The organism is Klebsiella spallanzanii (assembly GCF_902158555.1).
Classification (GTDB): domain Bacteria; phylum Pseudomonadota; class Gammaproteobacteria; order Enterobacterales; family Enterobacteriaceae; genus Klebsiella; species Klebsiella spallanzanii.
Window position 1 is genome coordinate 224,877 of the sequence record NZ_CABGGS010000047.1, and the last position, 22,493, is coordinate 247,369.

The window sequence follows — 22,493 nt, forward strand, 5'->3', positions numbered from 1 at the left end:
GCCGGGCACGCGCACTCAGGATTTAAACGTCGCAATAGGTTGCGGCGTAATGCCGAAGTCAACTTTCAGCTGCTGTTTGCTCTTCATCACCATCTGTCCATTGGTGTCGATGGTCATGTGCTGCGCCTCAACGTTGTGTCGGGCCTGCCAGAGCATAACCAGCTGTAGGCTGTTCTCTTTCTGTTCCGCAGTCAATGCTACGCCATCCGGCCATTTCCCCAGCTCCACCGCCGTCGCCAGACGCTGATAAACTTCCGGCGTCATGCTGTCGATAATCTGATCAATTTCCATCTTCCGCCAACCCCGTTTGGAATAATTTGCTGAATCGTTTTTTCAACCTTTAATTTGCTCACCGTTTTCATCGTTGGTGAAGCTTAAAGAGGCCGAATTAACACAAAAACGTTCGCCGGTTGGCTGTGGACCATCCGGGAATACGTGCCCAAGGTGAGCATCGCAGTTTCCGCAGCGAATTTCCGTGCGCTGCATACCGTGGGAGTAGTCATTGAGATAACGGATCGCGTCATCGCTTACCGGTTCATAAAAGCTCGGCCAGCCACAACCTGAATCATACTTGGTTTGCGAGTGAAACAGCGCGGCATCGCACACCAGGCAGTGGTAGACGCCATCGCGCTTGTTGTGGAGCAACCGTCCGGTGAACGGCGGTTCAGTACCGTGATTCTGCGTCACGTAAAACTGCATCTCACTCAAATTTTTTTTGAGTTCGTCCGAAGAGGGTTTATTCGACATTGGCTTGCTTCTCGCTGTGAAAGGACAACTTTTTCACGTCGATTCTAACAAAATATTAACAATGAAGCGTAGACTTTTGTTCTAAACTTAGGCGATGGCAAAAGGCAGCCACACAATTGTGATGAATATCACATTTTTATCTTAAATGACCTTTAAAATTCCGGGCGCAGCCCCCATATGGAATTGGGCTCAAAGGGAAAGTGGGATAAATCGACCTCGCAAAGGTATGTGCTGGATTGATTTGTCGCAATGATTGACACGATTCCGCTTGACGCTGCGTAAGGTTTTTGTAATTTTACAGGCAACCTTTTATTCACTAACAAATAGCTGGTGGAATATATGACTATCAAAGTAGGTATCAACGGTTTTGGCCGTATCGGTCGCATTGTTTTCCGTGCTGCTCAGGAACGTTCTGACATCGAGATCGTTGCAATCAACGACCTGTTAGACGCTGACTACATGGCTTACATGCTGAAGTATGACTCCACTCACGGCCGTTTCAACGGTACCGTTGAAGTGAAAGACGGTCATCTGATCGTTAACGGTAAAAAAATCCGTGTTACCGCTGAGCGTGACCCGGCTAACCTGAAGTGGAACGAAGCAGGCGTTGACGTAGTTGCAGAAGCAACGGGTCTGTTCCTGACTGACGAGACTGCTCGTAAACACATCACCGCTGGCGCGAAAAAAGTCGTTCTGACTGGCCCATCCAAAGACAACACTCCGATGTTTGTTAAAGGCGCTAACTTTGACAAATACGAAGGCCAGGACATCGTTTCTAACGCATCCTGCACCACCAACTGCCTGGCTCCGCTGGCTAAAGTTATCAACGACAACTTCGGTATCATCGAAGGTCTGATGACTACCGTTCACGCAACCACCGCAACTCAGAAAACCGTTGATGGCCCGTCTCACAAAGACTGGCGTGGCGGTCGTGGCGCAGCTCAGAACATTATCCCGTCCTCTACCGGTGCTGCTAAAGCTGTAGGTAAAGTACTGCCAGAACTGAATGGCAAACTGACCGGTATGGCGTTCCGCGTTCCTACTCCGAACGTATCCGTAGTTGACCTGACCGTTCGTCTGGAAAAAGCTGCTTCTTATGAAGAAATTAAGAAAGCAATCAAAGCTGCTTCCGAAGGCGCAATGAAAGGCGTTCTGGGTTACACCGAAGACGACGTTGTATCTACCGATTTCAACGGCGAAGTTTGCACTTCCGTGTTCGATGCTAAAGCAGGTATCGCTCTGAACGACAACTTTGTGAAACTGGTTTCCTGGTACGACAACGAAACTGGTTATTCCAACAAAGTTCTGGACCTGATTGCTCACATCTCCAAATAAGTTGAGATGAGACAGTAATCTGTAAGGGCGACTTCGGTCGCTCTTTTTTTTATCTGAGCATTAAAGGATTGCATAATGATTAATAAAATTTTTGCTCTTCCGGTTATCGAACAGCTTACCCCTGTTCTCTCCCGCCGCCAGCTTGATGACCTGGAACTGATCGTTGTTGACCATCCTCAGGTTAAAGCCTCATTTGCCCTCCAGGGCGCTCACCTGCTCTCCTGGAAGCCCGCAGGTGAAGAGGAAGTTCTGTGGCTCAGCGACAATACCCCGTTTAAAAATGGCGTTGCCCTGCGCGGCGGCGTGCCGATTTGCTGGCCATGGTTTGGTCCTGCGGCTCAGCAGGGTCTGCCGTCACACGGCTTCGCCCGTAATCTGCCGTGGACGTTGAAAGGACACGATGAAGATGACAACGGCGCGGTGCTGACCTTTGAACTAAAGAGCAGCGATGCAACTCGTCAGTACTGGCCGCACGATTTCACGCTGTTAGCGCGTTTCAAACTGGGCAAAACCTGTGAGATTGAACTGGAAGCGCACGGCGAATTTGAAACCACTTCCGCTCTGCACACCTACTTCAACGTCGGTGATATTGCGGCAGTGAAAGTGAGCGGTCTGGGCGACCGTTATATTGATAAAGTCAATAATGCAGAAGAAGGCGTATTAAGCAACGGCGTACAGACTTTCCCTGATCGTACCGACCGCGTGTATCTGAATGCCGAAACCTGCAGCGTGATTCACGATGATGCGCTGAACCGCAATATCGACGTTATCCATCACCATAATAGCAATGTGGTTGGCTGGAATCCGGGACCGGCGCTTTCTGTCAGTATGGGCGATATGCCGGATGATGGTTACAAAACCTTCGTTTGCGTAGAAAGCTGCTGTGCTGTCGAACCGCAGAAGGCTAGTGAAGAGAAACCTTCACGCCTGGCGCAAACCATTCGCGTGGTAAAACGCTAAGATCCAGATTGGATAGTCTTGTATTTGTGCCGGGCAGCGGCTAACGCCTTGCCCGGCCTACGGTACTTAAGCCCCGCTGAGTCGGTTTTTTCTTTAAACCATATCCAGCGTCGTTTTTCTTCCCGGCGCCGGGTAGGCTTTATCCAGTAGCGCCAACTCCTCAGCGGTCAGTACGACATCCAGCGCCGCGGCGTTTTGCTCTACGTGCTCAATACTTGCGGCTTTTGGGATAGCCAGCACACCCTGATGGCTAATCACCCACGCCAGCAGCACTTGTGCGGCGGTGACGCCCCGGGCTTCAGCGATATTTTTCACAACGGTATGATTTAAAAGTCCATTACGCAGGCGTCCGGCCTGAGCAAGCGGGCAGTAGGCCATCACCGGCAGCCGCTGCTGCTGACACCATGGCAGCAGGTCATACTCAATACCGCGGGAAGCCAGGTGATAGAGCACCTGATTGGTCGCGCACTGATCGCCACCGTCCGCCTGCCAGAGCTGCTGCATATCATCGAAATCGAGATTCGACACACCCCAACGGCGAATTTTGCCCTGCGCAACCAGCGCTTCCATACCTTCAACCGTTTCCTGCAATGAATAATCACCGCGCCAGTGCAGCAAATACAGATCAAGATAGTCTGTATTCAGGCGGCGCAGGCTGGCCTCGCAGGCGCTGGCTATTTTTCGTCCACCAGCATTCCACGGATAGACTTTGGAGACCAGCACCACACGATCGCGCTGCCCGCGAATTGCCTCACTGACCACCTCTTCAGCGCCGCCATCAGCATACATTTCCGCCGTATCGATAACCGTCAGGCCAAGATCGATGCCCGCACGTAGTGCAGCGGCCTCCTGAGCGCGCAGCGCCTGGTTTTCGCCCATATACCAGGTTCCCTGCCCGATGACGGGAACCGCCGGATGCTCGCCAAAACGGATTGTCCTTTCTGCCATTGATACCTCCTGTTATTTGATTGCACCACCGTAATGCAAAACAGGGCATTACGCCCTGTTTAGATGCACGAATTGCCTTGTAATGAAGCACAATCAGAAGGAGTAAGTGACCCCAGTAGAAATCACACCGCTCCAGGATTTGTCCACCATCGGGCTATCGGTGATTTCATCGGACAGACGCGTATAGCGGGCAACACCGTATACGCTCCAGTCGCCAAGGAAACGATAGTTTGCCGACAGCTCCAGGTACGGATTCCAGCTGCTGTCCGGATCGTAGCTGCGCATGCCGCTGCGATTCGACTCATGCTTCGAAACACCATAGTAGTACTCATTCTGGTTATCGCTGTTCCACTCAACGCCAATGCCCGGCGTAAGCGTCAGGTTGCCGTTGGTGTAGCGATACAGCCAGGCCAGATCCCACACAATACCGTTGCTGTTATCCAGCGTGTCGCCTGCAAGCGTAGTGCGCAGGAAACCGTACTGCGTATTGTGAACGTACGAAAGCCCCGCCATCACCGTGGATTTACGCTTGTCCAGACGACGCATTTGCTGGCTGTCGCTATCGCCTGGCTTAAAGTACATCGGCGACCAGTATGCGGTCACAGAGAGCTTATCGTTGGTATCATTCCACAGGTAGTAACCACCACCTAAACCGCGAAACCAAAAGTTATCGCTCTCATAATTAATAACAGGCACCGGGTAAACGTCAGCATCATATTGCTTATATGGATGTTCGACGACACCCACACCCGCCCCCAAAGTGAACTTCCCTTCAGCGTGTACAGCGGATGCTGAAGTCGCAATCAACACACCTAGTGCCAGAAGTTTGATTTTAGTCACGATCCATATTCCTGTTGTCAAATTATCAGCGCAGGCAGTTTAACGTTGTATACGCTACGCCTCAAATTCTTTACCTGTCATTACACTAAACTCGCCAATCTCTCATCATCAGATGACCACAAACTGACAACTTAATGACAACGCCATGACGCCGAGGAACACCCGATGCGAAAAAGAGGTCGTTTTTCTGGATGAGTTATTGATATGTCATTGAAATTGATTTTCTGCGCCATGCAAGTTTTCCAAATGCATCTACGCTTTAATTTAGAAGAAGTAATTGCAGGGCACGTTATCCAGAGACTTCGCCAACCTGGCATAAGGGTTGCTGTGGAATCAGAGAGCGCTGTACGGCTTACCTCTTCCGGGGGCTCCCACTATTCATATGAACGGCTCTCAACCTGTGCTAAAAACGAAAGGACGGCATGCCATGAATATATTCGATCACTATCGCCAGCGCTATGAAGCTGCCAAGGACGAAGAGTTCACACTGCAGGAGTTTCTTACCATTTGTCGGCAAGATCGCAGTGCTTATGCTAACGCAGCAGAAAGATTGCTGATGGCCATCGGTGAGCCGGTCATGGTCGATACGGCCCTGGAACCCAGGCTATCCCGTCTCTTTTCAAACCGGGTCGTTGCGCGCTATCCGGCATTTGAAGAGTTTTACGGTATGGAAGATGCCATCGAGCAAATTGTTTCTTACTTAAAACACGCCGCTCAGGGGCTGGAAGAGAAGAAACAGATTCTGTATCTGCTGGGCCCCGTGGGCGGCGGTAAATCATCGCTTGCCGAACGCCTGAAATCCTTAATGCAGCGCGTGCCTATTTATGTGCTTAGCGCAAACGGAGAGCGCAGCCCGGTCAACGACCACCCGCTGTGTTTGTTCAATCCGCAAGAGGATGCGCAAATCCTCGATAAAGAGTACGGCATCCCAAACCGCTATCTGGGTACGATCATGTCACCGTGGGCTGCGAAGCGTCTGCACGAGTTCGGCGGCGACATTACTAAATTCCGCGTGGTGAAAGTGTGGCCGTCAATTCTGGCACAGATTGCCATCGCTAAAACCGAGCCGGGTGATGAGAACAACCAGGACATCTCCGCGCTGGTGGGTAAAGTAGATATTCGTAAACTGGAACACTATGCGCAGAATGACCCGGATGCCTACGGCTATTCCGGTGCCCTGTGCCGGGCCAACCAGGGGCTGATGGAGTTTGTGGAGATGTTTAAAGCGCCGATTAAGGTGCTGCATCCGCTGCTGACCGCAACCCAGGAAGGCAACTATAACGGCACCGAGGGGATCTCTGCCCTGCCGTTCAACGGAATCATCCTCGCCCACTCCAACGAATCGGAATGGGTCACCTTCCGCAATAATAAAAACAATGAGGCGTTCCTCGACCGCGTATATATCGTTAAGGTGCCTTATTGCCTGCGCATCTCGGAAGAGATCCGCATCTATGAAAAACTGCTCAATAACAGCGAGCTGACTCATGCCCCTTGCGCGCCAGGAACGCTGGAAACGCTGTCCCGTTTCTCGATTCTGTCGCGCCTGAAAGAACCAGAAAACTCGAGCATTTACTCAAAAATGCGCGTTTATGACGGTGAAAGCCTGAAAGACACCGACCCGAAAGCGAAATCCTATCAGGAGTATCGCGATTATGCTGGCGTCGACGAAGGAATGAACGGCTTGTCTACCCGCTTCGCCTTTAAGATCCTGTCTCGGGTGTTTAACTTTGATCATGCGGAAGTCGCCGCCAACCCAGTGCATCTGTTCTACGTTCTGGAGCAGCAAATCGAGCGTGAACAGTTCCCGCAGGAGCAGTCAGAACGCTACCTTGAGTTCCTGAAAGGCTATCTGATCCCGAAATATGCCGAATTTATTGGTAAAGAGATCCAGACCGCCTATCTCGAATCCTACTCGGAGTATGGGCAGAACATTTTCGACCGTTATGTCACCTACGCCGACTTCTGGATTCAGGATCAGGAGTACCGCGACCCGGATACCGGACAGCTGTTTGACCGCGAGTCGCTGAATGCCGAGCTGGAAAAAATCGAGAAGCCTGCCGGGATCAGTAACCCGAAAGATTTCCGTAATGAAATAGTGAACTTTGTGCTGCGCGCCAGAGCGCACAACAGCGGGCGTAATCCAAACTGGACCAGCTACGAGAAACTGCGCACGGTTATTGAGAAGAAAATGTTCTCCAATACCGAAGAGCTGTTGCCGGTGATTTCCTTCAATACCAAAACGTCAACCGATGAGCAGAAAAAACACGATGACTTTGTCGACCGCATGATGGAGAAAGGCTATACCCGCAAGCAGGTTCGTCTGCTGTGCGAATGGTATCTGCGAGTCCGTAAATCATCCTGATAGACCAGCCCGGCAGGCGATAACTGCCGGGCTAATAATAACTGCGCGGACTCCGTTAACTCGGGTTGCGGGAAAAGATAGTACTGAAGCCCGAATAATTAAGGGTATTACCCTAAATAATTCAAGTTTCAGGCAGGCGGCAAGGGAGTGAATCACCGGGAGCTTACTAAAGTAAGTGACCGGTGTGAGCGAGTGCAGCCAACGCACATGCAACTTGAATTATGACGGGTATTGTTGGCAAATGCAGTACAGGAGGGCATATGACCTGGTTCATAGACCGACGCCTGAACGGGAAAAACAAAAGCGCAGTCAACCGGCAGCGCTTTCTGCGCCGTTATAAAGCGCAGATAAAACAGTCGATCTCCGAGGCCATAAACAAGCGTTCGGTGACCGATATTCAGAGCGGAGAGTCCGTCTCCATCCCAACGGACGATATTAACGAACCGATGTTTCATCAGGGTCGCGGCGGCCTACGCAACCGCGTACACCCCGGTAACGACCACTTTGTACAAAACGACCGTATTGAACGCCCGCAGGGTGGAGGCGGCGGCGGAGGCAGCGGTCAGGGGCAAGCCAGCGCCGACGGTGAGGGACAAGATGAGTTTGTCTTCCAGATTTCAAAAGACGAATATCTCGATCTGCTATTCGAAGATCTCGCCCTACCGAATCTGAAGAAAAACCAGCAGCGTCAGCTAACGGAGTTCAAAACTCACCGTGCAGGCTACACCGCCAACGGGGTTCCGGCCAATATCAGCGTCGTTCGCTCGCTGCAAAACTCGCTGGCTCGACGCACGGCGATGACCGCAGGTAAACGGCGTGAACTCCATGCGCTGGAAGAAGATCTGGATATCATTAGCAAAAGCGAACCGGCACAGCTGCTGGAAGAGGAGCGGCTGCGTAAAGAGATAGCTGAGCTACGGGCAAAAATCGACCGCGTACCGTTTATTGATACTTTCGATCTGCGCTACAAGAACTACGAAAAGCGGCCGGAGCCTTCAAGTCAGGCGGTCATGTTCTGCCTGATGGACGTTTCCGGCTCCATGGACCAGGCAACAAAAGATATGGCGAAACGCTTTTACATCCTGCTGTATCTGTTTCTCAGCCGGACCTATAAAAACGTTGATGTCGTTTATATACGCCACCATACGCAGGCTAAAGAGGTCGATGAACACGAATTCTTTTATTCGCAGGAAACCGGCGGCACGATTGTCTCCAGCGCCCTGAAATTAATGGATGAAGTGGTCAAAGAGCGTTATGACCCTGCACAGTGGAATATCTATGCCGCGCAAGCATCGGATGGAGATAACTGGGCGGACGACTCACCGCTATGCCACGAGCTACTGGCGAAGAAAATTCTGCCGGTGGTGCGCTACTACAGCTATATCGAGATAACCCGTCGGGCGCACCAGACGCTGTGGCGGGAGTATGAGCACCTGCAGTCAACGTTCGAAAACTTTGCCATGCAGCATATTCGCGATCCGGAAGATATCTATCCGGTATTCCGCGAACTATTTCACAAGCAAACATCAAAATCTGAAGCCTAACCGAAATACCACAGCCAGCGATGACCCATCGCTGGCTTTTCTCTTAGCTAGCCACCTGCTCCAGAGCCGGTTCCTGTAGCACTTCAGGGGGAATCGCAGACATAATAAGGTCGGGCAAATTGCCCATTTGATGCACCTTGCCGCATTTGACGATGATTTGTTGCGCGTTCTCGTACCCCGGAGCCCAAAGCCGATTGTTCATGCGCACATCTTTATAGACTGCGACAAGCGGTTTTTTCCATGCGGCCGCCATATGTACCACGGAGGTATCCGGCGAAATAATTAAATCAGCTTGCGCAATTAACGCCATGCAGTGGTGCAACGTTTTAAATGGATTCACGCTGACTTTTTCCGCCAGGGGAATTCGGATTTCGTTGCGATGATCGAGCAAAATGATGTTCACATCAGGATGATCTGTACGCAGCCTGTTGATAAGCGTTGCCAGTTGCTCCTGTGACATGCTGCGGTCCTGATGCCCGGCAAAAATATTAATGACCACCTTAACCCCGTCCAGCGTAGCCAGATAATCGCGAACCTGCTCATACACATCCTGGGGGATATGCAGGTCATAAGACTGCAGATATCTTTTATCCAGCTTCAGATAATCAGCGATAAAGGCGAACGTCTTGCTGACGTGCCAGTTTTCACAATCAAAATCAAAAGACCTGGTATAGTGATTAATCGAAGGCCATTTATTGAACCCCAGCACCGATTTCGCTTTTATCTGGCGCAACAGCAGCATTCTGTGCACCGGTATATCAAACAGCGAAGGATCAATAACAATATCGTACTTATTATTCGCAAGCTCATTAATGACGGACTTGGGAACGTTATGAGTGAATTTACGCAGGTAATCTGCCGAGTCGACATTCTCCGCTTCGTAGATATGGCGGATGCACGGATTATGTCGCATCACCTGGCTATTCGACTTCGTCAACAAAAAGTCAACGGTCATTCCCGCCTCATGGAGGCATTTAACCAGCGCCGAATCCACAACAACATCGCCGATAGCACCTTCATTGCGCATCAGCAACACCGTTTTTGCTGACGATAGATCCGCCTCGCAACGAGTCCGGTTATCCCAAAACGCTTTCGCGATATGAACCCGCACAACGTTACGGACTTTCTTAATAAAATAATTACGGCGTCTGTTCAGTTCCCTTATTTTTTTGAACTTCCGGGGGGATACCTGCACCGCTGCGTTCTCCATCATCATAACCTCGTTACCACAATCAATAACACCTCTGTTAGCCATCCTAATGACTAATAAAAATAAGAAAAGTTCTCTTGATATATAAAATCATTTTATTGGCACGGACAGAATAGTAATGCTTTTTGACATTCGAGCATATCTCATTGAAGACAAAATGAGTTAAACAAGGAGTTAATGTGGAGAATTTAACAGCACTAACCATATACAGAGTGAGCATATTCATCAAAGACAGAGAGACTAATCAGATGCCAGGTATCAGAATTTACTCATAGTTTTATACAAAAAACAGATCGTGACTTCGGGTTTTCATCTGACCTTGAGAGGACTAAACTCACGGTTTTATGTACGAGGAAAAGTTTAAGATGAACACACCGGCAAGGCAAAATACCCACCAGCGGCTACTCGATCTGCTTGACACCCACCAGGCGCGCTACCGGGTAATGGAGCATGAGGCCGTCGGCAAATGCGAGGCGGTATCGGAGATCCGCGGTACCGCGCTCGGGCAGGGCGCAAAAGCGCTGGTGTGTAAAGTCAAAGGCCATGGCGTTAATCAACATGTTCTGGCTATTCTCGCTGCCGACCTGCAGGCTGATTTAGTCCGTCTGGCTGAATATATCGGCGGCAGCAAAGCCTCGCTGGCCAGCCCGGCAGAAGTCGATACCCTCACCGCCTGCGTGTTTGGCGCTATTCCCCCTTTTAGTTTCCATCCGGCATTACGGCTGGTCGCCGACCCACTGCTGTTTGAGCGTTTTCCGGAAATCGCCTTTAATGCCGGGCAGCTTGATAAATCAATCATCCTCGATACCGCCGACTACCTGCGCATTGCCCATCCGGAACTGACAGCTTTTCATCGCGAAGCCTGAAGTCGTGCTGACAAGACACTATCCACAAACAATACCCATCAGGCAGATGCCTGAAATAGCAAACATACGATAAAAAAAGCCTGTTTACTCACGCGATTATGCGTAGAGTAAACAGGCTTCTCTTTTTTGTATTCTGGCAAGGACCTCTGCACATGCTCGACACCACCCTGTTAATACTGCTGGGCCTGGCGGCGCTCGGCTTTATTAGCCATAACACCACCGTTGCTATTTCGATCCTGGTTTTAATTATCGTCCGCGTCACCCCGCTCAATGCTTTCTTTCCGTGGATTGAAAAGCAGGGCCTGACCATCGGTATTATTATTCTCACCATTGGCGTAATGGCGCCCATCGCCAGCGGCACGCTGCCGCCGTCAACGCTGCTTCACTCTTTCGTCAACTGGAAGTCACTGCTGGCGATTGCCGTCGGCGTTTTTGTTTCCTGGCTTGGCGGCCGCGGCGTGGCGCTGATGGGCTCGCAGCCGCAGCTGGTTGCCGGACTGCTGGTCGGCACCGTACTCGGCGTCGCCCTCTTCCGCGGAGTACCGGTCGGCCCGCTGATCGCCGCCGGGATCATCTCGCTGTTTATTGGGAAGTCGTAGTCAGGCTGGCAAGATAACGCCCCGGAGTTTGTCCTAAGCCCTTTTTAAACATGGTAATAAAGGCGGTGGTGGAGTCATAGCCCAGACTCTGCGCCGTCTGCTGCACCGTCTGCCCGCGAATCAGCATCTGCAGGGAGAGGATTAATTGCAGCTGGTGGCGCCAACGGCGAAAGCTCAACCCCGTCTCGCGCACCACCAGCCGCGCCAGATTGCGCTCGCTCATGGCGAACTCCGCTGCCCACTGCGACAGCGTTTGCCAGCGGGCCGGGTCGACGGCCATCATTTCCGCCATTTGACGAATTTTAGGATGCCCTGACACCGGTAGCTGCAGATGCTCCTGTGGCTGCTGCGGTAACTCATCGAACAGTACCTGAACCAGCCGATGCATCGCCGCTGATTCCAGCTCCGCCCTGCCGCGCTGAGCCATGGTGAGAATAAGCTCGCGCACCAGCGGTGAAATCTTTAACGTACAGCAGAAATCTGGTATCGGGGCCGCGCCGGGTTCAATAAACAAAAAGCAGATCTGCGCTCCCGGCGTTGCCCGGTTGCTGTGATCCACCTGTCCCGGCACCCACACCGCGTACTGCGGCGGCACCATCAACATGGCATTTTCCACCTCGCAGGTCAGCGCCCCGTGCAGCGCCAGGATCAGTTGCCCTTTGCGGTGCTGATGGCGCGGAATGTACTGCTCGTCCGCGACAACCTGAATACAAAAAGCCAGCGCCGCCTCATGCCCGCTGTCCGGGTCGTAGCCATCCAGACCGAGTCCGATCATAATATTGTCCGATTTTAGCGATAATCTGTCATTTTAGCTTGATTTAAACAGGCGGCAAACAGGCTATTGTAAACGCCTCGTATTCTTGTTTGAGATAGCCATGAATTCTGTTTCACCTTCTGCCGGTCAACGCAATCTGTTATTGATTGCCGGTATTCTGCTGATAGCCACCACTTTACGCGTGGCCTTTACCGGCGCCGCGCCGCTGCTTGACGCCATTCGCAGCGAATATGGTCTCACTACCGCGCAAACCGGTCTGCTAACCACCCTGCCGCTGCTGGCCTTTGGCTTGGTTTCACCGCTGGCTGCGGGCATCGCGCGTCGCTTCGGCATTGAACGCAGCCTGCTTCTGGCCATGCTCCTGATTTGCCTGGGTATTGGTCTGCGTTCCCTGCCCTCCGTCGCGCTACTGTTTATAGGCACCGCAATTATCGGCTGCGGTATTGCCCTGGGAAACGTTCTGCTGCCGGGGTTAATCAAGCGCGATTTCTCGCAGCATGTTGCCAAAATGACCGGCGCTTACTCTCTGACAATGGGCGGTGCAGCGGCGCTGGGTTCGGCCATGGTGGTTCCGCTGGCGCTTGCCGGATTGGGCTGGCGCGGTGCGCTGCTGATGTTAATGGTTTTTCCGTTACTGGCGCTGTTTGTCTGGCTGCCGCAGTCGCGCCGACAGGCCACCGCGCCGCTGACGGGTTCAGGCGCGATCCATAACCGCGGGATCTGGCGCTCGGCACTGGCCTGGCAGGTGACGCTGTTTCTCGGGATTAACTCGCTGGTCTATTACGTTATCATCGGCTGGCTGCCCGCTATTTTGCAAAGCATTGGCTACAGCGAAGCGCAGGCGGGCTCCCTGCACGGGCTGCTTCAACTGGCAACCGCCGCGCCGGGGCTGGCTATCCCGTTAATACTTCATCGGCTGAAAGATCAGCGTGGTATTGCCGTTCTGGTCGCCCTGATGTGTGCCGTCAGCGCGCTCGGATTATGGTTTTTACCTGGTCAGGCGGTGCTGTGGACGCTTATCTTCGGCTTCGGATCCGGCGCAACCATGATTCTGGGGCTGACCTTTATCGGCCTGCGGGCCAGTTCAGCACACCAGGCCGCCGCGCTGTCGGGAATGGCGCAAGCAGTGGGTTATCTGCTGGCTGCCTGCGGACCGCCAGTGATGGGGAAAATTCATGATGCCAACGGCGACTGGCATATTCCGCTGATCGCCGTAGCGCTGATTTCTATTGCCATGGCAGTGTGTGGCGCGCTGGCCGGTCGCGATCGGGAGATCAACAGCTAACCCTATCAACGCCCGGCAACCTTCACTGCCGGGCGCTTAATTACTGGCTTGCGGCGCGTAAAAACGCATGAACCAGCGGTGCAGGCCGCCCTTCCAGCGCATTGCGCTCGTGCTGGAATAGCGTGGCGACAAAGAACGGATGCGTTATCAGCTCCACCGCCCGAATCTCGCCATCATCATCCCAGCCGGTCACCCGCAGATCGCCCTGCTCCAGTTCGCGGGCAAAATCTTCAGCAATCCCATAGTTGCAGTGGTAACCCTCTTCAATGTTGTCACGCCCATAGGCGCGAGCGATCAGGGTATTGGCACGCAGTTCAATGCCATCAGTCTTTTCCACCAGCGAGCAGCTTAGCGGCGCAATCACCATCCGGCCTTCAGTATCGGTTTCGGCATGCGCAGCATCCTGCCAGCCCATGACGTTACGTGCGTATTCAATAATCGCGTGCTGGAACCCACCACAGGTGCCAAGGAACGGAATGCTGTTTTCACGCGCGTGGCGAATGGCGATAAACGCGCCTTCGGCATTTTGATAAGGACTGGCGGGAACGACCCAGATAGCATCGTAGTCGGCCAGATCGTCGGCGGAGCGTATCTCGCGGGTTGCCAGCCAGTCGTAGCGCAACGGAAGCTCCAGTACGGCAGCGGCATCATCAATCGCCAGCGGAATCGCTTTATGGGCAATTACATCAGGGTTGTAGTCACCAACCAGGGCAATACGCAAGGGGGAGGAGTTCATAGCAGGATCCTTATGTCAGAGCGATTATCAGGCAACACAAGGAGCCTCAGGTTAGCGATCTCAGCGATGGAACACAATCCTTATTTTCTCTGCGCCTGAAGACGGGCAATTTGCTTCGACTGGCGCTATGGTATAGGACAGATGAATGGCGATGGATGCATGATGAAGGACAAGATTCTGGTTAGCGCCTGCCTGATGGGCTTTCAGGTTCGCTATAACGGCAGTAACAAAGCGCAGCTGGCTGATGCCCTGGCGCGCTGGCAGCGTGAGGGGCGGCTGGTCATCCACTGTCCAGAACTGGCCGCCGGATTACCCATTCCCAGGCTACCGGCGGAGATCCTCAACGCGCAGGGAGCCGACGTCATGAAAAATCGTGCGCAAATCGTCGAGAGTGACGGCCAGGACGTCACCGCGCACTATCAGTTAGCCGCGTGGCTGGCGCTAAAAGCTGCGCAGGAAGAAGGTTGTACCGCAGCGCTGCTCACCGATGGTAGCCCAACCTGCGGTAGCCAGTTTATCTATGATGGAACCTTTAACGGGCAGCGCAAAGCTGGGGCTGGCGTTGCAGCAGCCCTGCTTCGCGAGCACGGAATAACGGTATTTTCCGATCAACAGCTTTCGCAACTGCTGGTCTGGATGGAACAAAGGGAGTATGACGATGATTCAATGTAAACGCGTTTATGATCCACAAGAAGAGAGCGACGGCTATCGCGTTCTGGTAGACCGTCTGTGGCCGCGCGGGATCAAAAAAGAGGCGCTGAACTACGATGAGTGGTGTAAAACGCTGACGCCGTCCACCGATTTACGTAAAGCGTTTCATAGCGAGACTATCGATTTTGCCCACTTTAGCCAGCTCTATCGTCAGGAGCTGGATGCCCACCGCGATGAAGGTGCGCGCCTCGCGGCCCTGGCCCGTCAGCAGCCGCTGACGCTGCTCTATGGGGCGAAAAACACCCGGCAAAACCATGCTCAGGTGCTTGCCGCCTGGCTGGAAGCGCTGGAATAAGCGCTACGATTTAGCCGGATGATCGCGTCGCCAGAGCTCCCATTCGTCTATCGTTTCGCCACCGGGCAGTTTGCAGTCAGTACGGACGCCCTGCGGGCTTTGGATGGGAACCTGCGTGCCTCCCAACTGTTCGCAATAAACCGAAGCCGGGTTAGCCATCCCCACAGGATGCGCAGGTTGTGTTGGTTGAGTCTGCACGCATCCGGCTAGCGCCAGAGGCAGCATGATAGTCATCCACTTCATTTCTACTCCTTAGTTGATCAAATCGCTCTTTCGCCCTGAATCTCCACGGTTTCTCCATTTTAGCTGCACTTTTGCATCGTAGAGTAGCCCCTGTTCTCGAACTGACCAGAGAACAGATCATTCCATAATCAATGAGTTTTCCCCGTCGCCCCCGACGGGGCTTTTTTTTGGGATTTAATAAATTGAAATAAAAGGATTTATTTCAAAAATGTCCACATATCGACCACATTGACAAGAATAGCCCCCTTTCCAGGGGGCTATTTTTATACTGCAAGACTAAGTTGACTGTTCCCGTAATGAGAAGCCGGGAAAGCATCGCCGGGGATAAATCCTGGCGGCAAAGGATCTGCGCTGGTTGAGCGCTTCGTTACTCTGCGCTCTACGGTGTTAAGTGTCGTGAATGACTCGCTGCATTCAAGATTCTGGCATTGATGGTATTGCCGGATGGTAAACTCGCTTAACCGGCGGCTGGTGCGAGTGCGGGCGTTTGCGCCGCAGTAGGGACAAACAAACATGATGATCTCCCATAGGGAGTTGAACTCACGCCTATTATGGCCGCTACTGTTCAGTTTCTGCAATCCAGTCGCTTATTTTCGCCTCAAGCTCCATTTTCGTGGTAAATCCGCTATCACCGATCACATGTTCCGCTCTGGCAATGATCCAATCCTGAGTATCGATTTCAGGCTTAAAGCCCGACACGTTCAGATGCATACCCGGATATAAATCGGCGCGGCCGCGCGCCAGGGTTATCGAAAACTGTGCTGCGCCTTTCTGGAGCTGTATCCATTTTGCCGCAGCTGCGCGCCTGGCCGCCGTTTCGTTCTGATAGGTTTTACGCAAAACATACACGTTACCTTCAGCGCCCTCCATGTAATCCCCTTCCGGGCGGCTGCTTTTCTCCTCAGCCTTTCTTCTGGCAGTATTTGTTTTGCGCTTAGTGACCTTGACCGGTTTTTTCTTACCGAAATTAAGATCCAGCCAGTACGCCCGCACGCCGGTGTAAGCATCGCGATCGGCAATGCGGAACCTGTGGCGATCTCCACTGGCACGGGTTATCTCAGCCGATGGCAGCGCCCTACCAGATGCACTGACACCGCCCCCAGGCAGGATAAACAGCAGACAGCCATTTTTCACGGTGGCAATGGCCCCCAACATCTCCGCCATGCGCGTTAAAAATGACATGTCACTCTCTTCGGTCTGATCCGCATGGTCGATCTCAATGTCGATCAGGGCCTCGCTAATCATCGGCTTCAGGTCATAGCGCCGGGCTATGGCCGATACCACCCGCTCTACCGTCACATCATGCCAGGACACCTCCCGCCTGACGTTCATCTCTTCGCGAAAATCAGCGCTGTGCGCGGTGATGTCGATAACATCCGGCGGCCCGCTATGCCCCACCTCGTCAACGGTGTAGAGACCTTTGTAGATCAACGCCTCACCCAGCCAGCCGATGGACACCGCCAGCTCCGCACCACGTGGGGGTAAATCTGTTACCCCGTCAGAGTCATCTACTGACAGGGTTAGCTGGTCAGCATCAAAACCGTTGTTATCTGTAACAGATAGCGAGGTGATGCGGTCGGCCAGTTCGGTCAGGGCAACCCCACCCAGCGTGATGCTAAAATCCGGTGTCTTTACGACCTCACTTAATTTATCTACATACGCTTCGGCTGCTGTTGTCAGCGTGTCTGCTATCGACATAACTCCCCCGTTTTTTGCTGATGATTCCATGCCCGCGCGCGGGGCTGAATCCCTTTTTGTTGTCAGCGAACTGGCAGACCGGCAACCAGGCGACGCCAGCAGACTTAACGTTGAATATTGCCCTGAACTCAAAGAGCAACATGATGGTGAACTTATGTCTGAAACTCGTTTTCACGGCGTCCGCTCTCGCGAAAATACCGACCTACAGCAGGCAATCAATGACATTGATTCCAGCGTAATCGGTATTATTGCGGTTGCTGATGACGCCGATCCGGAAACCTTCCCGCTCAATACGCCGGTACTGCTGACACGGGTGCGTAACGTCCTCGGTAAGGCAGGTAAAACCGGGTCACTTTACAAAACCCTCAAAGCCATTTCCGATCAGTGCAGCCCGCGCGTTGTGATTGTCCGAGTGAAAGAGGCTTCCGGTAACGGCGCCAGCCAGTCCCAGGCCGTTATTGGCGGAACAGATGGCGACAGCTATACGGGAATGTATGCCCTGCTGACGGCGGAAGCCAAAACCGGCTATCGTCCGCGCATCCTGGCGGTACCGGACTACGACACCGAGGAGGTAACGTCACAGCTTTGCGTGATTGCCCAGAATCTTCGGGCTTTTGTTTATGCCGGTTGTAACGGCTGCGCGACCATGGCGGAGGCTATTGCTTATCGCAAAACCTTCGCTTACCGCGAGCTGATGCTGATCTGGCCGGACTTCATCGCTTACAACCCCCTGACGGATGATAACGAAACGTTTCCTGCCCCGGCATACGCCTGCGGCCTGCGCGCCGCTATTGATAACAGCCAGGGCTGGCACAAATCACTGTCCAACGTTGTAGTGAATAACGTTCTGGGTATTTCGAAAGATGTGTTCTGGGCATTGCAGGCAGAAGACAGCGACGCCAACGAGCTGAACAACAACGAAATCACAACGCTTATCAAGCGTGACGGTTTCCGCTTCTGGGGTAACCGCACCACGGACACCGAAACCTACACTTTCGAGGTTTTCACCCGTACCGCGCAGATCCTGGCGGACAGTATTGCGGAGGCGCAATTTACCTCTGTTGACAGCCCGCTAACTCCGGCCAACGTGAAAGATGTGGTAAGCGGCATCCGCTCTGCTCTCAGCAAAAAAGTCACTGCCGGCCAGCTTATCGGCGCTGACTGCTGGTATGACACGCAGGACAACGGCACCACGGATTTGCGCCAGGGAAAACTGATTGTGCGCTATAGCTACAGCCCGGTCCCACCGCTTGAAGATCTGACGCTATACCAGACCTTTACTGATGATTTTTACGAACCGGCGTTCGCGTCGCTCGGGGGTGAATAATGGCTATTCCTCACAAACTGCGGCTTTTTAGCTGCTTTGTTAACGGCGACAACTATCTGGGAAAAGTGACCTCTTTCACTCGCCCCAAACTGTCACGAAAGGTAGAGGACTATCAGGGCGGTGGCATGCTGGGTGCGGTCGGGGTTGATCTCGGCCTTGAGGCCGGCGCGCTGGATTCCACCATTGTTTTTGGCGGCGTCATTAAGGCTCTGTTTCTCGAATACGGAGCAGAAATTGACGGCACGCGGCTGCGCTTTGCGGGTGAATATTTCACTGATGGCGAAAGCCAGCTTGTCGAGGTGGAGCTGCGCGGGCGATTTACTGAACTTGACGGTGGAGATTCAAAACAGGGAGAAGACACCGAGGAAAGCTACACCTTTAAATCCACCTACTACAAATTCTCCATAGATGATCATCCCATTATCGAAATCGATCTGCTGAATTTCATCTACAAAAAGAACGGTCAGAACATGTTCCCGGACCGCATCACCTCTGCCCTTGGCATGGGCAATTGATAACCTTTCAGAGGGTGGCAAAGATGCCGCCCGGAGATTTTAAACATGGCTAAAAAAACTAAAAACCTGTTCACGCTGATGCAGCCGGTAGTTCGTAAAGACAGTGAGATCGGTCAGGTGGAAATCACCGGCGCTATCAGTCAGGCCGGATCGTTGCGCGGCCTGAATCTTATCCGCGTTGCCAATATGGATGCAGACTCAATTGCCACGCTGTTGACGCGAGTCACCGCGCCTGCGCTGACACAAAAAGAAATCAACGAAATGCACACTCTGGACTTTATCGGGCTGGCAGAGCTTCTGGTCCCTTTCTTGAATCCGCCGGAGCCTGGAGCGTCGAACGTGGCGGAGACGGAGAGCGAGTAATCACCGTCGCGTTTGACCAGATCGATGATCTGGTTGCTGATATTGCCGTTATTTTTAACTGGCCGCCCTCTGAAGTTTTCGGCATGGATCTTGGCGAGGTGATAGCCTGGCGCAAGCGGGCGGCGCTTCGAAGTGGTGCCAGTGATGAAGAGTCTTGATATACGTGTTGCTTTCAGCGCTATCGACAGATTTACCCGCCCCGTTAATGCTGCCCGCCAGAGTGCGGGCGGCCTTTCCGACTCCCTCAGAAAAACACAATCCACCCTGAAAGGGCTCGATAAGAGCAGTGCCACTTTTCAGCGAATGACCGCGGCCGTCGGCAAAACCGATCGTTCCATCTCACGTGCCCGCGCCCGCTTTGATGGTTTGTCAGAAGCGCAACGTAAAAACGGAACGCTGACGGAAAAACAGCAAATACTGATGTCACGACTGGGTGAGCGGCTTGATCGGTTGACCGCAAAACGCGTGACGGAAGTGGCCCGCCTCCGTGAGAGTGCATCAGCCCTGCGCCAGCATGGCGTCATGCTTTCCGGTAGTAGCGCCACCATCGGTAACGCGATACGCCGCACAGAACAATACAACCAATCCCTTGAACGGGAAAAACGGCAACTTGCTGCGGTCACTCAAGCTCGTAAACGTTACGAGGGTGCACAGCAGATGGCCGGGAAGTTGCGCTCTGGCGGTGCCATAGCATTAGGTACAGCAACCGCTACCGGGTATGGCGCCGGACGCTTCCTGTCGCCTGCGGTTGGTTTTGATGAGGAAATGTCAAACGTCCAGGCGTTGACGCGGCTCGATAAAAGCGATTCGCAGCTGGCAGCCTTGCGTACTCAGGCAAAAAAACTCGGTGCTGAAACCGCCTTCACCACACGTGACGCCGCCAGCGGCCAGGCCTTTCTGGCAATGGCTGGCTTCACGCCAGAAGCTATCCGTGCCGCACTACCTGGCGTGCTCAATATGGCGCTGGCAGGCAGTATGGACTTGGGTGAAACGGCAGACATCGGCTCAAATATTCTTTCTCAGTTTTCCCTTGATGCCGGAGAAATGGACCGCGTTAGCGATGTGCTGACAGGTACATTTACCCGTACCAACACCACGCTTAGCAGCCTCGGCGAGACAATGAAAGTTGTCGGGCCGGTAGCGGCGGGGCTTGGGATTAGCCTGGAAGAAGCCGCAGCCATGACCGGCACGCTGGCGCGCGTGGGTATTCGCGGTGGCGAGGCCGGTACGGCAATGCGTCGCTCACTCTCCCGCCTGGCCTCCCCTACTACGGCAGCCAAAAAGGCACTCAGAGAGCTGGGAGTGGAAACTGCCGACGCGAGCGGAAAAATGCGACGTCCGTTCGATATTCTTCTCGATCTACAAAAACGCGTTTCCCGCTTTGGCGAGGTGGATCAGGTTTCATTTTTCAAAGATATCGCCGGAGAAGAGGGTTTTACAAGCCTCCAGTCCTTGGTCAACGGCGCAGGGGATGGCTACCTCCTGTCACTCTATGAACAAATTGCTGAAGCACATAAAAATCAGGAGGCCTTCGCCGTCGCTAACAAGAAGAAAGACAACCTGGGCGGCGATTTGAAGGAGCTGGACAGCGCGTGGGAGGCGTTCCGCATTTCTGTAGCTGAGACAGTGGACGGCCCATTGCGCAGACTGACACAGGGGCTTAGCCGGGTTATTGGCACTGTTCAAAGCTGGGTAGAAGAAAACCCCAGACTTTCACGAACGTTGTTACTCGCCAGTGGTACTGCACTGGCATTAACCGCAGTAATTGGCGGTCTGTCATTAGCTGCTGGTCTGCTGATGGGGCCGCTTGCAAAGCTCAGGCTGGGGTTTGCGCTGCTGTCCGGCGGGAGTGGAATCGGAGGTACGGTATCAGCGTTCCGCATATTGAGTGCTGCGGGCGGTAGCTCACTGGTAAAAATGAGTGGATGGGGCTCTTTACTCAGCGGCCTGGTCGGACGCCTCGGCGTATTAACCAGATTGATGGTACCACTGCGCGGCGTGTTACTTGGCGCCTTTACCTCTCCGGGGACTGCTATCAGCGCCCTGTCAAAAAGCATTGGCGGGCTGGCGATCCGACTAACGGGGATCCCTGCTCTCTTCAGCATTGTAAAAGGCGGAATTGCGGCGCTGGGCGGCGGATTATCAATGCTGTTGAGCCCAATCGGTTTAGTGGGTGCTGCGTTTGTAGCTGCGGGAGTACTGATCTGGAAATACTGGGGACCAATTAAGGCCTTCTTTAGCGGTTTTTTTACAGGCGTCATCCAGGGGTTAGCGCCAGTTTATAACGCATTTTCCCGGCTGGCGCCCGTTTTCGGGGTCATTGGGGATGGCGTCAAAAACGTCTGGAACTGGTTTAAAAAAGTATTAACGCCCGTTGAGGAGAGTCGCGAGGCACTAAACAAATGCGCCAGCGCCGGGCAGATATTTGGAGAGGTCCTGGGGACTGCACTTAGCGTACTGCTTTGGCCGCTTCAGAAGTTAATGGAAGGTGTTGGCTGGTTACTGGAGAAGCTCGATCTCATCCCCGATGGCATTGAAAGAGCCAGGCTGGAAGCAGCCAGACTCAGGGCTATTCCGGTTATGTGGGAATGGGATGAAAAATCCGGACGCATGGTTAAAAGGGAGTGGCAATGGTCGTCTGAAAAGCCTGCAAGCAAAGGCAGCGCCCCGCCGCCCAATGTGCTCGGGGGCAACTCTGGAACAGAGCGGCGGCTGGGCCAAATCGCGGATAACACCAAAGGCCTTTTAGATGAGGAAAAGCGCAAACGTATCGGGCCGGGTGACATTGTATTTAAAAATCTCCCTCCAGCCCTTGCAGTACGTGGTGAATGGCAGGAGTCGAAGCTTGTCCGCCAGTCTGTCAGTGCTCGCCCGGTTATTGCCGCTGGCGAACCATTGATAAAACAGACGCAGGCATGGCAACCGGTACGCCGAAATCAAAGCACCCATACGGCGGCTGCGGCTTCAGGTTATAGTTTTTCCGGTGATATTCATGTTCATCTGCATGGCATTCAGAACAGCAATCCGCGCGAACTGGCGCGACTTGTTGGCGAAGCGGTCCGCGCAGAAATTGACAAACAGCTACGCGCTGCCCGGGGTTCGTTCCGGGACCATGATTAACAGGAGTTATAGCT

24 protein-coding genes are annotated in these 22,493 nt (G+C 53.2%); 14 read left to right on the plus strand and 10 right to left on the minus strand.

Annotation, left to right across the window (positions count from 1 at the left end; translation table 11 throughout):
* Positions 1-15: 15 nt before the first annotated feature.
* Together FN082_RS29355 and msrB are read right to left on the minus strand one after the other, a co-directional pair.
* Entirely contained in the window at positions 16-291 is a 276-nt protein-coding gene (locus FN082_RS29355; RefSeq protein WP_139537899.1) for a YeaC family protein, read from the minus strand.
* Positions 292-333: 42 nt separating this feature from the next.
* Positions 334-747, minus strand: coding sequence for a peptide-methionine (R)-S-oxide reductase MsrB (gene msrB, locus FN082_RS29360; RefSeq protein WP_004121465.1), 414 nt, complete (start codon positions 745-747; stop codon positions 334-336).
* 339 nt (positions 748-1,086) lie between these two features.
* On the opposite strand from msrB, the gene gapA reads away from it, so the two are divergent.
* Together gapA and FN082_RS29370 are read left to right on the plus strand one after the other, a co-directional pair.
* A complete protein-coding gene (gapA, locus tag FN082_RS29365; RefSeq protein WP_004860805.1) occupies positions 1,087-2,082 on the plus strand; it encodes a glyceraldehyde-3-phosphate dehydrogenase in 996 nt (331 codons plus the stop codon).
* Between the two features lie 75 nt (positions 2,083-2,157).
* On the plus strand, positions 2,158-3,042 hold the full coding sequence (locus FN082_RS29370) for a D-hexose-6-phosphate mutarotase (RefSeq protein WP_142461467.1): 885 nt from the start codon (positions 2,158-2,160) through the stop codon (positions 3,040-3,042).
* Positions 3,043-3,135: 93 nt separating this feature from the next.
* On the opposite strand, the gene FN082_RS29375 is transcribed toward FN082_RS29370, so the two are convergent.
* A complete protein-coding gene (locus tag FN082_RS29375; RefSeq protein WP_142982853.1) occupies positions 3,136-3,990 on the minus strand; it encodes an aldo/keto reductase in 855 nt (284 codons plus the stop codon).
* A 93-nt stretch (positions 3,991-4,083) separates the two neighbouring features.
* Positions 4,084-4,830 carry a MipA/OmpV family protein gene (locus FN082_RS29380; RefSeq protein WP_139537896.1) on the minus strand — a complete coding sequence of 249 codons (747 nt, stop codon included), beginning with the start codon at positions 4,828-4,830 and terminating at the stop codon, positions 4,084-4,086.
* A 427-nt stretch (positions 4,831-5,257) separates the two neighbouring features.
* Between FN082_RS29380 and yeaG the strand changes: the two genes are divergently transcribed.
* Positions 5,258-7,192 (plus strand): protein kinase YeaG, encoded by a 1,935-nt coding sequence (yeaG, locus tag FN082_RS29385; protein ID WP_139537895.1) that lies wholly within the window; start codon positions 5,258-5,260, stop codon positions 7,190-7,192.
* A gap of 260 nt (positions 7,193-7,452) precedes the next feature.
* On the plus strand, positions 7,453-8,736 hold the full coding sequence (locus FN082_RS29390; protein ID WP_139537894.1) for a YeaH/YhbH family protein: 1,284 nt from the start codon (positions 7,453-7,455) through the stop codon (positions 8,734-8,736).
* A 43-nt stretch (positions 8,737-8,779) separates the two neighbouring features.
* Here FN082_RS29390 and FN082_RS29395 read toward each other — a convergent pair whose 3' ends face one another.
* Positions 8,780-9,949, minus strand: coding sequence for a glycosyltransferase family 9 protein (locus FN082_RS29395; protein WP_142982901.1), 1,170 nt, complete (start codon positions 9,947-9,949; stop codon positions 8,780-8,782).
* A gap of 362 nt (positions 9,950-10,311) precedes the next feature.
* Here FN082_RS29395 and FN082_RS29400 point away from each other — a divergent pair, with 362 nt between their 5' ends.
* A complete protein-coding gene (locus FN082_RS29400) occupies positions 10,312-10,812 on the plus strand; it encodes a YbaK/prolyl-tRNA synthetase associated domain-containing protein (RefSeq protein WP_139537892.1) in 501 nt (166 codons plus the stop codon).
* 152 nt (positions 10,813-10,964) lie between these two features.
* The gene (locus tag FN082_RS29405) at positions 10,965-11,411 is read left to right on the plus strand and encodes a DUF441 domain-containing protein (RefSeq protein ID WP_004138309.1); all 447 of its coding nucleotides are present in this window, start codon (positions 10,965-10,967) and stop codon (positions 11,409-11,411) included.
* On the opposite strand, the gene FN082_RS29410 is transcribed toward FN082_RS29405, so the two are convergent.
* Positions 11,395-12,189, minus strand: a complete 795-nt coding sequence (locus FN082_RS29410) for an AraC family transcriptional regulator (RefSeq protein WP_185932176.1) — start codon at positions 12,187-12,189, stop codon at positions 11,395-11,397. The genes FN082_RS29405 and FN082_RS29410 overlap by 17 nt on opposite strands.
* Positions 12,190-12,286: 97 nt before the next feature.
* On the opposite strand from FN082_RS29410, the gene FN082_RS29415 reads away from it, so the two are divergent.
* The gene (locus FN082_RS29415; RefSeq protein WP_139537890.1) at positions 12,287-13,471 is read left to right on the plus strand and encodes a CynX/NimT family MFS transporter; all 1,185 of its coding nucleotides are present in this window, start codon (positions 12,287-12,289) and stop codon (positions 13,469-13,471) included.
* Positions 13,472-13,511: 40 nt separating this feature from the next.
* On the opposite strand, the gene FN082_RS29420 is transcribed toward FN082_RS29415, so the two are convergent.
* Positions 13,512-14,207: a CTP synthase C-terminal region-related (seleno)protein gene (locus FN082_RS29420; protein ID WP_139537889.1), complete on the minus strand. Its 696-nt coding sequence runs from the start codon at positions 14,205-14,207 to the stop codon at positions 13,512-13,514.
* A gap of 162 nt (positions 14,208-14,369) precedes the next feature.
* On the opposite strand from FN082_RS29420, the gene FN082_RS29425 reads away from it, so the two are divergent.
* Entirely contained in the window at positions 14,370-14,879 is a 510-nt protein-coding gene (locus FN082_RS29425; protein WP_139538231.1) for a DUF523 domain-containing protein, read from the plus strand.
* Entirely contained in the window at positions 14,866-15,213 is a 348-nt protein-coding gene (locus FN082_RS29430; RefSeq protein WP_139537888.1) for a DUF488 domain-containing protein, read from the plus strand. The genes FN082_RS29425 and FN082_RS29430 overlap by 14 nt, the downstream gene beginning before the upstream one ends.
* 3 nt (positions 15,214-15,216) lie before the next feature.
* Here FN082_RS29430 and FN082_RS29435 read toward each other — a convergent pair whose 3' ends face one another.
* The 3 genes from FN082_RS29435 to FN082_RS29445 all read right to left on the minus strand — a co-directional run bounded on the left by FN082_RS29435 (position 15,217) and on the right by FN082_RS29445 (position 17,154).
* The gene (locus FN082_RS29435) at positions 15,217-15,456 is read right to left on the minus strand and encodes a putative hemolysin (protein WP_139537887.1); all 240 of its coding nucleotides are present in this window, start codon (positions 15,454-15,456) and stop codon (positions 15,217-15,219) included.
* 263 nt (positions 15,457-15,719) lie between these two features.
* Positions 15,720-15,971, minus strand: coding sequence for an ogr/Delta-like zinc finger family protein (locus FN082_RS29440; protein WP_004213128.1), 252 nt, complete (start codon positions 15,969-15,971; stop codon positions 15,720-15,722).
* 43 nt (positions 15,972-16,014) lie between these two features.
* Entirely contained in the window at positions 16,015-17,154 is a 1,140-nt protein-coding gene (locus tag FN082_RS29445) for a phage late control D family protein (protein WP_142982855.1), read from the minus strand.
* 154 nt (positions 17,155-17,308) lie between these two features.
* Between FN082_RS29445 and FN082_RS29450 the strand changes: the two genes are divergently transcribed.
* Genes FN082_RS29450 through FN082_RS29470 form a run of 5 tightly spaced genes read left to right on the plus strand, consistent with a single transcriptional unit; the run spans position 17,309 to position 22,479 of the window.
* Positions 17,309-18,481, plus strand: coding sequence for a phage tail sheath subtilisin-like domain-containing protein (locus tag FN082_RS29450; RefSeq protein WP_142982856.1), 1,173 nt, complete (start codon positions 17,309-17,311; stop codon positions 18,479-18,481).
* Positions 18,481-18,996: a phage major tail tube protein gene (locus FN082_RS29455; RefSeq protein ID WP_142982857.1), complete on the plus strand. Its 516-nt coding sequence runs from the start codon at positions 18,481-18,483 to the stop codon at positions 18,994-18,996. Before FN082_RS29450 ends, FN082_RS29455 begins: the two co-directional genes overlap by 1 nt.
* 45 nt (positions 18,997-19,041) lie before the next feature.
* Entirely contained in the window at positions 19,042-19,359 is a 318-nt protein-coding gene (locus FN082_RS29460; protein ID WP_004131585.1) for a hypothetical protein, read from the plus strand.
* Positions 19,359-19,517, plus strand: a complete 159-nt coding sequence (locus FN082_RS29465) for a GpE family phage tail protein (protein ID WP_032440702.1) — start codon at positions 19,359-19,361, stop codon at positions 19,515-19,517. Before FN082_RS29460 ends, FN082_RS29465 begins: the two co-directional genes overlap by 1 nt.
* Positions 19,504-22,479: a phage tail tape measure protein gene (locus tag FN082_RS29470; RefSeq protein ID WP_142982858.1), complete on the plus strand. Its 2,976-nt coding sequence runs from the start codon at positions 19,504-19,506 to the stop codon at positions 22,477-22,479. The genes FN082_RS29465 and FN082_RS29470 overlap by 14 nt, the downstream gene beginning before the upstream one ends.
* Positions 22,480-22,493: the final 14 nt, after the last annotated feature.

What these genes read in the sequence shown, in the direction of transcription:
- FN082_RS29415 (WP_139537890.1), top strand. Translation starts at nt 12,287, where the DNA reads ATGAATTCTGTTTCACCTTCTGCCGGTCAACGCAATCTGTTATTGATT.
- FN082_RS29430 (WP_139537888.1), top strand. Translation starts at nt 14,866, where the DNA reads ATGATTCAATGTAAACGCGTTTATGATCCACAAGAAGAGAGCGACGGC.
- FN082_RS29455 (WP_142982857.1), top strand. Translation starts at nt 18,481, where the DNA reads ATGGCTATTCCTCACAAACTGCGGCTTTTTAGCTGCTTTGTTAACGGC.
- FN082_RS29425 (WP_139538231.1), top strand. Translation starts at nt 14,370, where the DNA reads ATGAAGGACAAGATTCTGGTTAGCGCCTGCCTGATGGGCTTTCAGGTT.
- FN082_RS29440 (WP_004213128.1), bottom strand. Translation starts at nt 15,971, where the DNA reads ATGTTTGTTTGTCCCTACTGCGGCGCAAACGCCCGCACTCGCACCAGC.
- gapA (WP_004860805.1), top strand. Translation starts at nt 1,087, where the DNA reads ATGACTATCAAAGTAGGTATCAACGGTTTTGGCCGTATCGGTCGCATT.
- FN082_RS29355 (WP_139537899.1), bottom strand. Translation starts at nt 291, where the DNA reads ATGGAAATTGATCAGATTATCGACAGCATGACGCCGGAAGTTTATCAG.
- FN082_RS29370 (WP_142461467.1), top strand. Translation starts at nt 2,158, where the DNA reads ATGATTAATAAAATTTTTGCTCTTCCGGTTATCGAACAGCTTACCCCT.
- yeaG (WP_139537895.1), top strand. Translation starts at nt 5,258, where the DNA reads ATGAATATATTCGATCACTATCGCCAGCGCTATGAAGCTGCCAAGGAC.
- FN082_RS29450 (WP_142982856.1), top strand. Translation starts at nt 17,309, where the DNA reads ATGTCTGAAACTCGTTTTCACGGCGTCCGCTCTCGCGAAAATACCGAC.
- FN082_RS29395 (WP_142982901.1), bottom strand. Translation starts at nt 9,949, where the DNA reads ATGATGGAGAACGCAGCGGTGCAGGTATCCCCCCGGAAGTTCAAAAAA.
- FN082_RS29460 (WP_004131585.1), top strand. Translation starts at nt 19,042, where the DNA reads ATGGCTAAAAAAACTAAAAACCTGTTCACGCTGATGCAGCCGGTAGTT.
- FN082_RS29445 (WP_142982855.1), bottom strand. Translation starts at nt 17,154, where the DNA reads ATGTCGATAGCAGACACGCTGACAACAGCAGCCGAAGCGTATGTAGAT.
- FN082_RS29375 (WP_142982853.1), bottom strand. Translation starts at nt 3,990, where the DNA reads ATGGCAGAAAGGACAATCCGTTTTGGCGAGCATCCGGCGGTTCCCGTC.
- msrB (WP_004121465.1), bottom strand. Translation starts at nt 747, where the DNA reads ATGTCGAATAAACCCTCTTCGGACGAACTCAAAAAAAATTTGAGTGAG.
- FN082_RS29405 (WP_004138309.1), top strand. Translation starts at nt 10,965, where the DNA reads ATGCTCGACACCACCCTGTTAATACTGCTGGGCCTGGCGGCGCTCGGC.
- FN082_RS29390 (WP_139537894.1), top strand. Translation starts at nt 7,453, where the DNA reads ATGACCTGGTTCATAGACCGACGCCTGAACGGGAAAAACAAAAGCGCA.
- FN082_RS29420 (WP_139537889.1), bottom strand. Translation starts at nt 14,207, where the DNA reads ATGAACTCCTCCCCCTTGCGTATTGCCCTGGTTGGTGACTACAACCCT.
- FN082_RS29400 (WP_139537892.1), top strand. Translation starts at nt 10,312, where the DNA reads ATGAACACACCGGCAAGGCAAAATACCCACCAGCGGCTACTCGATCTG.
- FN082_RS29435 (WP_139537887.1), bottom strand. Translation starts at nt 15,456, where the DNA reads ATGAAGTGGATGACTATCATGCTGCCTCTGGCGCTAGCCGGATGCGTG.
- FN082_RS29470 (WP_142982858.1), top strand. Translation starts at nt 19,504, where the DNA reads ATGAAGAGTCTTGATATACGTGTTGCTTTCAGCGCTATCGACAGATTT.